Raw genomic sequence first — 13611 nt, 5'->3', positions numbered from 1 at the left:
TGACCAATATGTCTGCAACATTAGAAACCCTGGGAACAGCCAACAGCACCACCTGCGAAACGACTTTCCCAATCACTGTTACCCAAAAAGCTGCTTCTGAAGTCCTCCGAGTGGTGGCAGAACAGCAGGCTGCTGGTTCAACGGACGCACTGTACCTGCGAATCAGCGTGCGTGGTGGTGGCTGCAGCGGTTTCCAGAACAAGCTCGATCTGGACACTGTGTTCAATGAAAAAACCGATGTCAAATCGGAACAGCATGGTGTCACCCTGGTGGTTGACAAGAAAAGTTTGCTGTATCTCGATGGTGCCACCATTGATTTCCACGACGATCTGAACACCCGTGGCTTCAAAATCACCAACCCCAGCGTCAAAGGGACCTGCGGTTGTGGTAGCTCTTACTCCATGTAATGGATAACACGTTTCGTGGAAGATTATTTTGCTCGCCTCGGCCTGCCGAGGCGTTTTTCGTTCAGTCGTGCTGAAATTGACACGGCGTATCGTGAACGGTCGCGTCAAGTGCACCCGGATCAGCATCAGGGAACCAGTCAATCGGCCCACCTGGTCAGTCGGGATATGACAGCTGCAGTCAATGAAGCATACACCGTTCTGCGCGATCCCTACAAGCGTGCGGACTACCTGCTCAGCCAGTTCGGTGGGCCGTCTGCCACAGAACTTAGAGATATTCCACCGGAATTTCTGGAAGAAGTGCTGATGCTTCGCATGGAAATGGAAGAATTGGATGCCAATTCACCCCAATTACAGGCAATGGAGCTGAAACTGCAGGCTCAGCGGGATCGACTGTTTGAAGAACTGGCCCCACTGCTGGACACAGGATCACAAGATCTGGCCCATTTACAATTGTGCCGAAAAAAACTCAACGCAGTGCACTATATTGTGAACCTACTACGGGACATTCGCCTCCGATAGGAATATACTGAATGAAAATCTTCCGCACGAAGATGCGGGCGCTTAGCTCAGCGGTAGAGCGTTCGCCTTACAAGCGAATGGTCACAGGTTCGATCCCTGTAGCGCCCATTTCCAATATCTGTGGTAAGCCGTCCTTCCTGCCCAGCCACCTACTTATTAAAATCCTCTAATCATTCATGAGCACTCAACAGGTTGTGGGTATCGATTTAGGTACCACGAATAGTCTTGCCGCCTTTATAGTCGATGGTCAGCCCCAGGTGGTGCGGGATGCTGCAGGCACGGCATTGGTTCCCAGCGTGCTGCATTTTCAACGCACCGGTCGGGTCACCGTGGGTTCCGCAGCACGGAAAATGGCACTGGAAGACCCGGAATCCACCGTTTTCAGTGTCAAACGCCTGATGGGCCGGTCGCTGGAGGACTTACAGGCCGAATTGCCCCACATTCCGCATCAGTTGACCGAGCACAAAACCCTTACCGGTCGCAAGGTGCTGCACGTTCAGATCGGCCAGGCCCGTTACACACCCGAAGAACTCTCCGCAATGATCCTGCGTGAAGTCCGCCAGCGTGCGGGCAATCCCACCAAAGCAGTGATTACCGTTCCCGCGTATTTTGATGATTCGCAACGCCAGGCCACCCGTGATGCGGGCAGAATTGCAGGTCTGGATGTGCTGCGGATCATCAACGAGCCCACCGCAGCAGCATTGGCGTACGGTCTGAACAGGAAAGATGGCACCGTGGTGGTTTACGATTTCGGCGGTGGCACCTTCGATTGCTCGATTCTGGCCATCAAAGAAGGTCTTTTTCAGGTGCTAAGCACCAATGGCGATACCCACCTGGGGGGTGATGATATTGATCGCCTGCTGGTCGATCTGGTGCGACAAACCCTCCCACCGGACGTGGCCAGCCAGCCACTGGTGGTGCAAACGTTACGTGCCGCTGCCGAAGAAGTAAAAATCGCCCTAACTACTTCAGAAGAAGTCACTTACGAAGTGAATTTGCCACAATTTGGCATCGAATGGCGACAGCAGATCAGTCGCACCGAACTGGAAGGGATGATGCAGTCCCTGATTGAACGCACGCTGGATTGCTGTCGGCGGGCGTTGCGGGATGCGGAATTAACCGTGGCAGAGATTGACGAAGTGGTGCTGGTGGGTGGCTCCACCCGGATTCCCTACGTCCGGAAGCAGGTCGAGGCACTTTTCCAGAAACCACCCCACTGTGAATTGAATCCCGATGAAGTAGTGGCACTGGGTGCCGCCATACAGGGGGATATTCTGGCAGGCAACCGCAAAGATATGGTGCTGATGGATGTTATTCCGCTGTCGCTGGGTATTGAAACCTTCGGCGGCGTGATGGACAAGGTGATTTTTCGCAATGCACCCGTACCCACCCGCGAAACCAGGCGGTACAGCAACGCGGTTGATGGTCAGACCCATGTGGAACTGAATGTCTATCAGGGTGAGCGGGAGCTGATTAAGGATTGTCAGTTTCTAGGGAAGTTCAAATTGGCGATTCCCCCACTGCCGGCCCAGTTTGCCCAGGTCGACGTGACTTTTCAAGTGGATGAAAATGGGCAGTTAACCGTTGCAGCGAAAGAACTTAGAAGTGGTTCCGTTGCAAGTGTCACCGTGCAGCCTGCCCACGGGTTGTCGCAGGACGAAGTGGATCGACTGGTATTGGAAAGTGTCGATCATGCGGAAGTGGACTTTCAGGAGCGTCGGCTGATCGAATTCCGCTCCAAAGCCCACGCCGATCTGAATCATACCAGCAAAGGCCTTGCCCTGGCTGGAAAATCCCTTTCTCCCGAACAGAAAGAACGGGTAATTGCCGCCGTGGCGGGTGTCCAACAGACAATTGATGGCACCAGTGTCGATGCGTTACAGGATGCCCTGAAAGAACTTGCTCAGGCCACCATCCCACTGGCAGAACAGATGATGAACGCCGTGGTGAAACAAACTCTGACTGGCAAAACAGAAGCACAGCTCGACCAGAAATTACTGGAAGGTGGAAACAACCAATGACCTGGACTGATTATCGAGAAATCGGTGAATTATTATTTGAACGTTACGACACCTTAAACCCACTGACGGTGCGGTTTACCGATATGCACAAATGGATAATGGATCTGGAAGGGTTTGAAGGCACCGCCGACAAATCCAACGAGAAAATTCTGGAAGCAATTCAAATGGCCTGGTATGAAGAATGGCAGGATGAATACGGGGGATAATTTTACGAAGCTCCAAAGCTTTTGATCAAAGTGCTTCTATCTAGATTCCGGCGAAGTCCCTATGCAGATGGTTACCACCCATTCAAATGGCGTGGCTTCTGGGATTTTGGCACTGGTGCATTAGGCGATATGGCCTGTCACACCGCCAACATGGCATTTATGGCATGCGAATTAGGCAGTCCCACCTCGATTGTGGCAGATGCTACCGATGTCAACCCGGAAACTTGTCCATCTTCAGCAAAAGTCACCTTTGAATTCCCCTCTCGTGGTGAGAAGCCACATCAGGCAGCGTTAACCTTCTTCTGGTATGAAGGCAAACGCAACGGCAAAAAAGTTCTCCCACCAGAAGAACTGCTCAAAAAAGTGCTGATCAAAGGACAGAAACTGTCAAACAGTGGTTCAATTATCGTGGGTGAAAAAGCTATTCTGTACTCTCCCAACGATTACGGCGCTCAGTTTGTGATCTTTGCAGGTGATGAAGAGCTAGCCGCCAGAGACCGCACACCGAAAACCCTGCCAATCAATGGGAAAGGTGATGGCGGGATGAAACAGGAATGGGTCAAGGCAATCAAAGACGGCAAACCCGAAGTCGCTGTCTCGAATTTTGATTACGCGGGCATGCTGACCGAAACGATTCTGTTAGGCAACGTGGCAATTCGCGTGGGTAAGAAGCTGGACTTCGATGCAGCGAAACTAGTGTGCACCAATTGCCCGGAAGCCAGCCAATTCATTAAAACGGAATACCGCAAGGGCTGGGAATTACCTGCCAATGTTTAATGTGTCGATTTTTTCCTTAAGTCCTTGTCCAATTGGCACTTAACACGTTTTGATGCCGCCTGTTCATTTCTTTGCATCATTCCACTCTTGCCGAATAATATCAGTTGAATTTAATGAAAGCCACCTCATTTCTGAATCAATTGCCATTTTTTCATCTGGAGACTTCCGAAAATGAAAATCAGGACGTTTCGGACGAATTGCCAAACTGAGTGATTGAATTTCCACAAGAACTTTGCGACTCTGCCAAGAATTTGTTCATGACGGGCAGGAAATTTCGTCATTAGCTGAAATAATTTGTGGTCGGTTTCCACATTTTCCAATTTGGTAGTTCGTTTGTGCAGTTATACTTTCGTTAGATACCTCCCACCGATTGCACCACCAAACACTCGACGCAATTGAGCCCTAGGATTCGCAAAATGAAGAAACTTAGTATTGAGCCGATCAACCAGACTGCAATTGTACAAACTGGCACCCGCCTGTTGACTGCCTTGCTGGCAAAAAACCTGAGCATTCAGATGTCCTGTGGTGGGAAAGGCATCTGTTCCACTTGCCACATCAAGGTCAAATCGGGTCAGGAAAATCTGTCGCCAATGCGTGATCGAGAGCGTCGCACGCTGAAACTGGTCGCCGATAGCTGTGCAGACAGCCGATTAGCCTGCCAGGCAAGCATTTTTGGCGATGACATCCGCGTCGAAGTTCCCCAGGGGATGTACCTGGAGCGTGCCGATGATCTGATTGGACTGCTGGGAATGCCTGCACCAGAAAATATCCTGCACCCGATTCGTGGGCATATTCTTATCCCGAAAGGAAAGCTGATTACCCGCACAATGCTGGAACAATCACGCAACATCGATAAAGAACTGGAGCAACTGAAAAAGTTCGAAACCGATTCATTCACCAATGGAACGGGACACGCGAAAAATGCTTCTACGGTGCGTAACAGCCACAATTCATCTCAATTGGTTCGAGTGCCAATTGTTACAATGATCAAGGCTGCCCCGAATCTGAACAATGGGCCCAAAGCACCCCGCGATAACAGTATCTATGAAACGCCGTCGATCGATTCGCCGGCCAGCAGCCATGGTTCACATCGCCACAACAATAACACGATCCCTGCTTCCCACGCAGAGACGATCACCCACAGCAATCGCCCCACGGCACCAGAGCCGGGATTGGTGATAGATAAATATCTGCTGTTAGAACAGATCGGCAAAGGTGGTGCGGGAGTAGTCTTTCGTGCCTTGCACCAGAAGTTGAATAACCTGGTTGCCATTAAGTTTTTGCGAAACCGACAGAATAGCGACCGCAGTCTGGAAAAGTTCTGTGCTGAAGCCCGTATTCTGGCACAAATGAGCCACCCCAATATCGTACGAATCTTCGATTTTGAAGATTCGCCCGAACTGCCATATGTAGTAATGGAATTTGTTGATGGTGTCAGTGGGGCCGAACTGATCAAGCAATCTGGCAAAGTGCAGACTTCTCGCTCTTTGTCGATTATCAGTGACATTTGCGAAGGTTTAACCAGCGTCAAGCACCTGGGAATTGTCCACCGCGACATCAAACCGGCTAATATTCTGGTTGATCGCTCTGGTAAAGCCCGTCTGGTTGACTTTGGGCTGGCCCGTCGGCAAACGAATGATACTCCCAAGTCAGGCGATTCCAAATATGGTAGTGGCTTCCCGGAAGGCACTGCTGCCTATATGTCGCCGGAACAAATCCAGGCATTGCCTGATGTTGACCACCGCACCGATATTTATTCGTTGGGTGCCACTTTGTTCCACTTTTTAACGGGTCGGATTCCATTCCCTGGAAACTCACCTTTTGAGTTGATTGGCAAGCACTTGAATGCACCGGTGCCACTGGCCCATGAACTGGAATCGGGCATTCCCAAAGAACTGAGCCTGCTGATTCAGAAAATGATGCACAAAAACCCCGCACAACGATTCCAGGATTACGATAGTCTGATCAACCAGATCCGACAGATTAAATCGAAATTGCAAGAGCTTGTTGCAGTCTAATCGAATTGAAAAGATGTCAAGCTTTTCGCCGGTAGTTCATTTCACGAATTGAAGTAACCCACTCCTGGTATAATTATCTTCAACTCCTCCCAGTGTGTCAAAGATGGCATTTTGCCGTCAATCTGTGGCTGGATCATTAGAAGTTACATCGCACTCGAATAAGATATTTTTCATGGTATTCTTCCCATGTTGTTGTTAGCCTAAACGACAATTCGAGTCGTGCAGGATAGGATCACTCTGCTGGAGATTAGGATGTATCGACTGATCGTGTGCCTGGTGCTGGTTGGGTGGGGGATCACTTTACAGGCCCAGGAAGCCAGACAACTTCTCGACAAATCAGCCGAGGCGATGGGGAAACCAGCAGATTTGCGAAAATTACAGATTTTGCACTACGAAAGCAAAGGGATTTTTTTTGCCAACGATAAAAAACTGAACGTTATTCTCAAACACTGGTATGAATTTCACGATCGTTCTCGCGTAGAATCGACAGTGTTTTTTGACAAACAACAATCCACCACAACAGTGTGCATCAATGGCGGTCTTGGCTGGCTTCGTAATGATAAAATGCCACCGCGCGCGTTAACCAACGATGAAATTATTGATTCCAGCCTTGATCTTTATGCCAACTGGGCGGTGTTAATGCAAATTAACAATGAACGATTTGTGGACCTGGAAAAGCTTGCTGATCTCAAGGTTCAGGATACTGACTGTTTTGGTATTCGAATCACCCGACGATCCTGGGGTACTACTGATCTGTATTTCGCAAAAAGTGACAACCTGGTACGTGCCTGCCGTTATGAATCGAAAATTTTTGGCAGGAAAGTATCACGCGAGATACATTTTCGCAGTTACAAAGAGTTTTCTGGGCTGAAATTGTCCACAGAACAGGATTGGTACGAAAATTCCAAATTGAAAACTACCATCACTGAAATCAAATACGACTTTCCTGAAAAATTAGATCCAACTTTATTCGAAATACCCAAAGAGTAGTGTCCTGTTTCAGGTAGCACGCACTGAAGGTATTACCGGTGCTAGAATAATCATGCCACTCATCCATTGGGGATTCCATGTCGCGTTTCCGTATTGCACTGATCACTCTGCTGATTAGCCTGCCAGTTCTCTTCTACCTGGTTGTGGCATCGATTTACCTTTGGCAGACCGGATGGATATTCATTGCAGCGGCAATCACCATTCCTTGCTTCGGTGTAGGGATTTATCTTGCAAATAAAACAGTGAATAAACTGCTGTTGAAGCCAATTCCAGAAACCACGCCAGCCACCCACTATACCGTGCGTGATGAGCAGGCTTGGCAATTGGTGGTTCAGCAGACAACAGACCAACCGACACCTTCTCAGGCAACATTGACCCAGGCACGATTTTATTTCGATACTGCAGAAAACATGGCCCAGCAGATTTCCAGGATTTACTATCCCGAATCCCGCGAAGCTCTGGGTGGGGTGACGGTGCCGGAAATTCTGGCTGTACTCGAGATGGCCTCGCACGACATGTGCGAACTGGTAGAAAAATATATCCCCGGCAGCCACCTGTTAACCATTGATCGCTTGCGAAAATTGCAGGAAGTGGGGCAAACTGCAACCAAATGGTGGTCTACGCTGAACAAAGCTTACTGGATTGGTTCCGCACTGCTGAATCCGGCCAATGCCGCCGTGCGATATATTATCTCGCGAATTGCCATCGCTGGACCATTAGATCAACTAAAAGAAGGTCTGGGTGCCTGGTTCTATCAGGAGTATGTACGGAAACTGGGCCACTACTTCATCGAGTTATACAGCGGTCGACTGCGTGTGGGTGTCAAGCGATATCGCGAACTACAAAAACAACATGCCGTCCCTTCCGTACCAGAATCTGCCCCGGTGGGAGCAGAACCTATTGCAATCGAACACCAGACTATCCAGATTTCACTGCTGGGACAGCCTAAAACAGGAAAATCAAACTTTATTGCGGCACTGACTGGCAATTCGCAGTCTTCCGAAAATAGCCCCACCCAGGTCTTGTTGAAGCGGGAAGATTTTCAAGTTCGTCTGCACGAAGCAGAATCATTTCGCAATCAGGATTTCACCAGGTACGAAAACGTGATTCAGCAATCGGGCGTGATTTTGCTGTTTCTGCGCCTGGACCATCCCCTCCGTGGGACTGAACAGGCTTTTGTGCAATATTTTCAGGAGTTCTTCAACAAACATCCTGAGCGCAAACCACCTGCCTTGATCATCGTGGGTAGTTATGCTGATCAACTCGATCATCAGACAACATGGCAGCCGCCTTACGACTGGCTCAATCCAGAATCTAGTACGGAACAGAAAATTGCTACCAGTGTCAATCAGTTGCGGGCGCAATTTCCGGGTGCGGTGGCAATTCTACCCACGTGCCTGTTGCCCGGCAGAATCTGGGGCGTGAACGAATACTTTACCCCGCTGCTGACCAGTTTGTTGCCCGCTGCACAGGGTGTTGCCTTGCTGGGTTTACTGCAGGACGACCAGCAACGGGAACCTCTGACTCGGGTGGGAGAACAACTCCTGAATGTGGGCAAATCGGCTTTGGCAAACGTCTGGAAGAAAATTACCGGATGACTGCCTCTCTTGTTATTGAACTGAAACAAGTTGCTAAATCACTGGGTTTTCAGTTGGCAGGTGTTGCCAAAGCAGAACCTGCAGATCATTTCGAGCGTTACTTACAGTGGCTGGAGGCTGGCTGTGCTGGGGAAATGACTTACCTGCACAAGAATGCGGCTGCCAGAGAGCATCCCAGGGCGGTGCTGCTGGAAGTTCGCTCGGTAGTGATGCTGGGAATAACCTACGGTGGGGATTCACCTGCAGGCACTTTGCCAAAAATTGCCCGGTACGCACAGACCCCCGATTACCACCAGGTGCTTTGGGAAAAACTGAACCAACTTGGTGCATGGTTAACCGCTCGTATACCAGAAAGCACCCAACGCGGGGTAACGGACTCTGCGCCACTGCTGGAACGCAACTTTGCCCAGCGTGCCGGATTGGGTTGGATTGGTAAAAACAGCATGCTCATCCACAAACAGCTTGGCAGTTTTTTGATGCTGGGTGCGTTGCTGACTTCAGTTGAATTCCCTGCCGATGTACCGCACACTACTTCCCACTGTGGAACCTGTACTGCGTGCATCGATCACTGTCCCACATCGGCCATTGAAGCACCTGGCTGGTTAAATGCGACGAAGTGCATTAGCTATTGGACCATTGAATACCGCGGCAGGATCCCATTGGAAACCCGCACCCACCTTGGAGAATGGCTGTTTGGGTGCGATATCTGCCAGGATGTTTGCCCCTGGAATCGCCATTTAGAAACAAACCCCGTGGGCTTGACTGGTGAACCGCTCTTCCAGGTGCTGGATCCCATCGAATTACTGCAAATGGATGAGACAACTTTCCGGAAACGTTATCGCCACGCGGCATTTTCCAGAACCAAGTGGGAGGGAATTCTGAGAAATGCTGCGATTTTCTGCGGAAATCAGAAATTAATCTCTGCGAAACACGCGCTGGAAGTGGCCGCAAATTATGAAAATGTTGTCATCAGTGAAGCAGCCAGGTGGGCACTGGATCAGTTTCATTAATGCGTAAGACACCCAAAGGAGGACACCCTTGGATCAGCAATTACCGAATCTAACTCCGGAAGATCACGCCATTTACGAATGGCAAATGTGGGTGGATGGCTTTGGCGAACTGGGCCAACAGCGTTTGAAAGGTGCCACGGTACTTGTCAGCCGAATCGGTGGTCTAGGTGGGGTGGTTGCATGGGAATTGGCTGCAGCGGGCGTGGGCAAATTACTTCTTGCCCACGCGGGGAATATCAAACCCAGCGATCTGAATCGCCAATTGTTAATGAACTACGAAGCGATAGGTAAATCTAGAGTTGAAACGGCCAATAATAGCTTAAAGGAATTTAATCCTGCGATCGAAATTGAGGCAATTCCTGAAAACATCAATTCTGGCAACGCCCACAAACTTGTGGAACAGGTCGATCTGGCAGTGGGTTGTGCCCCACTTTTTGAAGAGCGTTTAGCACTGAACCATGCGTGCGTCGAACTTCGCAAACCACTGGTGGATTGTGCTATGTACGAACTAACCTTTCAGGTAACCACGATTCAACCTGGACAGACAGCTTGCCTTGCCTGTCGGGTGCCTGCTCCCCCACCTGAATGGAAGCGCCAATTCCCGGTAATCGGTGCGGTTTCTGGAATCGCAGGGTGCATTGGTGCCACCGAGGCAATCAAACTGATTACAAAAATAGGAGATCCCTTATATAACAAATTGTTGATGGGCGATTGTCGCACCAATCGCTTTCAACAAATACAACTGCAAAAGAACCCCACCTGCCCTGTCTGTGGGCAGTTGCAGGAAAGCTCAATTTCAGAATCATGAAAATATTTTCATTTAAATAATTTCTTCTGCTGCCAAATTTCTTCAAAAAATGCGAGATACTGATCAGCCACCATCGACCAGCGATAATTTTTCACTGATTTAAAACAATTTTCCCGCACATGGGGAATGATTGATGAGTTGCTGGCAATTTTCACCAGCGTTTCTGAAAGTTCTTTCACACTTCCTGGAGTGAATAACCAACCGTTTTTCTCGTGGTGCACAATATCGGGTATTCCACCAATATTGCTCCCAATGACGGGCACGGAACTGGCCAACATTTCCATGGTGACAATTCCCTGAGGCTCGTAACGCAAGCTTGGGATAATCCCAACTTCAGCGTGCTGTACAATGCTCTGCTTCTGGGTGCCCGTGATGAGGCTTGGAAACCAGATCCAGGGTGGAGGCATCTGCTGCCAGGTATTACCCTGTTGTACCGAAATGCCACTCGCAATGGCACGCTGCACCAGCTCAGAGTAGTAATCGCCCTGACCTGCAAGCACCAGGCCCCAACGTGCGGTATGTGGCAATGCTTTTTGGTAGGCATCCAGCACCACCTGAAAGCCTTTGGATTCAATCATCCTGCCCAGACAAAGCAAGTAAGGTTGAGAAATCAAAGGAGTTACGGCAGTTTGACTGGTCCACTCATCAGGCCAGCCGTTAGGGATTAGACGCACTACTCCCTGTGGGGTGGTTAACTGTTCTGTGCGTGCTTTCATGTAACTGCTGATGCACGCAATCCCACTGGCGTGCGTCAACGCACTGATAATCCGTTTGCGTGTCGTCGTGCGTTTCAAAAACCGGCTGCCATCCATAATGTCGCTGCCTTGGGAACAAAGCACGTATGGGACATGGGATTTGCGATGAAATTGTTCCGCAACAAAGCCTGGCCAGTAGCTATCGCAGGCCAACAACAGATCAATGGGAGAAGATTGATGAAATTTCTTTAATAATCGAACATATTTGCCCAGCCCAAATCGTGTAGACCACGGTCGATCAATCCACTGAATGGGGTACTCAGGCTGCCATGGTCGAGGTGCTGTGGGCGGAACGGGTGCTGGTTTGCGGCAAAAAACGGTTACTTGGTGACCTGTCTGGTGCCACCGCATCGCCAGACGGTCGATATATTCCTCCGCACCACCCATGGCGTGAAGGTCGTAATTGGTGATTACAGCAAGCTTCATAACCGCTCATCTTACAGTTTGAGGCAGCCAAAAAAACACCACCGCCAGCCCCATGTAATTTCTTCAGAATGAAAAAGTGGCTATTTTCCAAGTTGAATGAAGTAGAGCAATTTTCCTTGATCGATGAACGCATACTCTGGCTCAGCGAGATTTTCTTCCTCCGCAGTGGGTAACAGTTGCACGTAACCCAAAATTGCCAGTCGCTTCAAACCATGGTGAAAGTTGCGAATCGTTAAATCTGGTTCGGTGCTGGACAATGCCTTGAACAATTCCGGCATCGGACAAGGCGTTCTGGCACCGGCATCGTGGCGTTTACGCAGGTAAGCCAATGCATCTTGCGACCATTGCCCCGCCTCGCCGGGGTTTTTCCATTCGGCAGTATATTCCAGCCGCTTCAATGCCTCTTCTACGCGTTTTGTCAATGTGTCTAACTGCACCAGATACCGCTGCATTTCCTGGGTAATCTGCTTCGCCATCTCTTCCACCATGGTCATGGTGCGGTCCTGCCAGGCGGGCACGCCACGGCCAGTCTGGTGCAGCATTTCACGCAATTCCTCCAGCACCGCACGTGGGGAATCGTGTGTGTAGACAAAATCCACCCCAGCCGGGGTAATTCTGGCGTAATCCCATGTTACCTTACCACGCGCTTCCGTGCGGGTATGTTCCAAGAGCCCATCGCGAAAAGCAATCGCCACTGCCGTGGCAAACAACCCGTTCCGGGTGGGGAATAACCCTTCCAGTTTGCCAGACCGGTACAACAGGTGCTCTTCGCCGCTAAGGGCGTACCGTAAGCCTGCCAGCAGGATTTCCTGGAGTTTTTCATCCGCTTGCGGGTTCGGGTTCTGATTGGTTAGTGAACGATCCATGTTAGCCACTTGCAGGAGTAATTACGGGGCCGATTCAGGCTGGCATCGAACATTTCCCCACCTCTACTGCTCATGTTGGTAGGAATTGTTACCATAACCTTCCTGTAGAATGAAAGTCCGTGGGTACCTTCTTAATAAATTTATGAACCAATCCAGACAACCACGAATTCTTTCTGGTGTGCAGCCATCCGGGAAGCTGCACCTGGGGAATTATTTCGGTGCGATCAAGCAGCACATTGCTCTGCAGGAAGAGGGTGAGTGCTTCTACTTCATCGCGGACTACCACGCTCTGACCACCATTAAAGAAGGGGTGGTGCGGGATGCGGACGATGCCAAAAAGCAAGGCAGGAAAGCCCGACCTGCTGCCCAACTCTTACACGACCAGGTGCTGGATGTGGCGTTAGACTACCTGGCACTGGGACTGGACCCCGCTCGGGTGGCATTTTTTCGCCAGTCGGACGTACCGGAAGTATGCGAATTAGCCTGGATGTTGGGTACCGTAACTGGAATGGGGCTGTTGGAGAGGGCCCACTCATTCAAAGACAAGACAGCACGTGGCATTGTCGCAAACGTGGGGCTGTTCACGTATCCGATTCTGATGGCAGCCGACATTCTGATTTATCGATCCAACGTGGTACCGGTGGGGAAAGATCAGGTGCAGCACCTGGAAATGACCCGTGACATGGCAGGATACTTCAACCAGGCCGTGGGGAAAGAAATTTTCCCGATGCCGCAGGAAAGGCTGGATGCCATTCCCGTGGTGCCCGGTACCGATGGCCAGAAAATGTCCAAAAGTTATGGCAACACCATTGATATTTTTGCCGAAGGAAAAGCACTGCAAAAATCGGTGATGGGCATTGTCAGCGATTCGGCGGCGGTGGAAGAGCCCAAAAATCCTGATACATGCAATATTTTTCAACTGTTGCGGTTATTCGCACCGCCGGAAGAGCTGGAAACCGTTGCAAATCGTTATCGGGCAGGTGGTTACGGTTACGCAGAAGCAAAGCAATTGCTGCTGGAAAAAATTGATACCTACTACGCACCCGCACGGGCAAAACGGAAAGAGCTGCTTGCAGATTTATCCCAGGTAGAAGCGGTATTGGTAGCCGGTGCTGCCAAGGCACGCCGCGAAGCCTTCAAAACGATGGAAAAAGTTCGCAAATCATTGGGAATGCTACCCGCACCGGTTGGGAAGCCGACCTAATCGAGG

At 50.1% G+C, this 13611-nt stretch carries 13 protein-coding genes and 1 tRNA gene; 12 read left to right on the top strand and 2 right to left on the bottom strand.

The features are described 5' to 3' along the window. Positions 1-8 precede the first annotated feature (8 nt). From R3B84_02550 to R3B84_02500, 11 genes are all read left to right on the top strand, one after another. Positions 9-407 (top strand): iron-sulfur cluster assembly accessory protein, encoded by a 399-nt coding sequence (locus R3B84_02550; protein MEZ6139428.1) that lies wholly within the window; start codon positions 9-11, stop codon positions 405-407. A gap of 15 nt (positions 408-422) precedes the next feature. Next, positions 423-926 (top strand): DnaJ domain-containing protein, encoded by a 504-nt coding sequence (locus tag R3B84_02545; protein ID MEZ6139427.1) that lies wholly within the window; start codon positions 423-425, stop codon positions 924-926. Positions 927-962: 36 nt separating this feature from the next. Next, positions 963-1034, top strand: a tRNA-Val gene (locus R3B84_02540). Positions 1035-1102: 68 nt separating this feature from the next. Further along, positions 1103-2947, top strand: a complete 1845-nt coding sequence (hscA, locus tag R3B84_02535) for a Fe-S protein assembly chaperone HscA (GenBank protein MEZ6139426.1) — start codon at positions 1103-1105, stop codon at positions 2945-2947. Continuing rightward, positions 2944-3153, top strand: a complete 210-nt coding sequence (gene iscX, locus R3B84_02530; GenBank protein MEZ6139425.1) for a Fe-S cluster assembly protein IscX — start codon at positions 2944-2946, stop codon at positions 3151-3153. The genes hscA and iscX overlap by 4 nt, the downstream gene beginning before the upstream one ends. A 30-nt stretch (positions 3154-3183) precedes the next feature. Next, on the top strand, positions 3184-3930 hold the full coding sequence (locus tag R3B84_02525; protein ID MEZ6139424.1) for a hypothetical protein: 747 nt from the start codon (positions 3184-3186) through the stop codon (positions 3928-3930). A gap of 416 nt (positions 3931-4346) precedes the next feature. Then, a complete protein-coding gene (locus tag R3B84_02520; GenBank protein MEZ6139423.1) occupies positions 4347-5948 on the top strand; it encodes a protein kinase in 1602 nt (533 codons plus the stop codon). A gap of 252 nt (positions 5949-6200) precedes the next feature. Continuing rightward, positions 6201-6938, top strand: coding sequence for a hypothetical protein (locus R3B84_02515; protein MEZ6139422.1), 738 nt, complete (start codon positions 6201-6203; stop codon positions 6936-6938). A 77-nt stretch (positions 6939-7015) separates the two neighbouring features. After that, positions 7016-8536: a hypothetical protein gene (locus tag R3B84_02510; protein MEZ6139421.1), complete on the top strand. Its 1521-nt coding sequence runs from the start codon at positions 7016-7018 to the stop codon at positions 8534-8536. Then, on the top strand, positions 8533-9546 hold the full coding sequence (gene queG / locus R3B84_02505) for a tRNA epoxyqueuosine(34) reductase QueG (protein MEZ6139420.1): 1014 nt from the start codon (positions 8533-8535) through the stop codon (positions 9544-9546). The genes R3B84_02510 and queG overlap by 4 nt, the downstream gene beginning before the upstream one ends. Positions 9547-9574: 28 nt before the next feature. Then, positions 9575-10354, top strand: a complete 780-nt coding sequence (locus tag R3B84_02500; GenBank protein MEZ6139419.1) for a HesA/MoeB/ThiF family protein — start codon at positions 9575-9577, stop codon at positions 10352-10354. Between the two features lie 8 nt (positions 10355-10362). Here R3B84_02500 and R3B84_02495 read toward each other — a convergent pair whose 3' ends face one another. After that, on the bottom strand, positions 10363-11535 hold the full coding sequence (locus R3B84_02495; protein ID MEZ6139418.1) for a glycosyltransferase family 4 protein: 1173 nt from the start codon (positions 11533-11535) through the stop codon (positions 10363-10365). Positions 11536-11615: 80 nt separating this feature from the next. Further along, positions 11616-12401, bottom strand: a complete 786-nt coding sequence (locus R3B84_02490; GenBank protein MEZ6139417.1) for a hypothetical protein — start codon at positions 12399-12401, stop codon at positions 11616-11618. A gap of 142 nt (positions 12402-12543) precedes the next feature. On the opposite strand from R3B84_02490, the gene trpS reads away from it, so the two are divergent. Next, positions 12544-13605, top strand: a complete 1062-nt coding sequence (gene trpS, locus R3B84_02485; protein ID MEZ6139416.1) for a tryptophan--tRNA ligase — start codon at positions 12544-12546, stop codon at positions 13603-13605. Positions 13606-13611: the final 6 nt, after the last annotated feature.

Origin of the sequence: Zavarzinella sp., assembly GCA_041399155.1 — a bacterium.
Lineage (GTDB): Bacteria > Planctomycetota > Planctomycetia > Gemmatales > Gemmataceae > JAWKTI01.
This window is presented reverse-complemented; position numbering and strand designations above follow the sequence as displayed.

Excerpts from the sequence above, each read along its gene's own strand:
- iscX (MEZ6139425.1), top strand. The coding sequence starts at position 2,944 with ATGACCTGGACTGATTATCGAGAAATCGGTGAATTATTATTTGAACGT.
- R3B84_02550 (MEZ6139428.1), top strand. The coding sequence starts at position 9 with ATGTCTGCAACATTAGAAACCCTGGGAACAGCCAACAGCACCACCTGC.
- hscA (MEZ6139426.1), top strand. The coding sequence starts at position 1,103 with ATGAGCACTCAACAGGTTGTGGGTATCGATTTAGGTACCACGAATAGT.
- R3B84_02495 (MEZ6139418.1), bottom strand. The coding sequence starts at position 11,535 with ATGAAGCTTGCTGTAATCACCAATTACGACCTTCACGCCATGGGTGGT.
- R3B84_02515 (MEZ6139422.1), top strand. The coding sequence starts at position 6,201 with ATGTATCGACTGATCGTGTGCCTGGTGCTGGTTGGGTGGGGGATCACT.
- R3B84_02490 (MEZ6139417.1), bottom strand. The coding sequence starts at position 12,401 with ATGGATCGTTCACTAACCAATCAGAACCCGAACCCGCAAGCGGATGAA.
- trpS (MEZ6139416.1), top strand. The coding sequence starts at position 12,544 with ATGAACCAATCCAGACAACCACGAATTCTTTCTGGTGTGCAGCCATCC.
- queG (MEZ6139420.1), top strand. The coding sequence starts at position 8,533 with ATGACTGCCTCTCTTGTTATTGAACTGAAACAAGTTGCTAAATCACTG.
- R3B84_02520 (MEZ6139423.1), top strand. The coding sequence starts at position 4,347 with ATGAAGAAACTTAGTATTGAGCCGATCAACCAGACTGCAATTGTACAA.
- R3B84_02510 (MEZ6139421.1), top strand. The coding sequence starts at position 7,016 with ATGTCGCGTTTCCGTATTGCACTGATCACTCTGCTGATTAGCCTGCCA.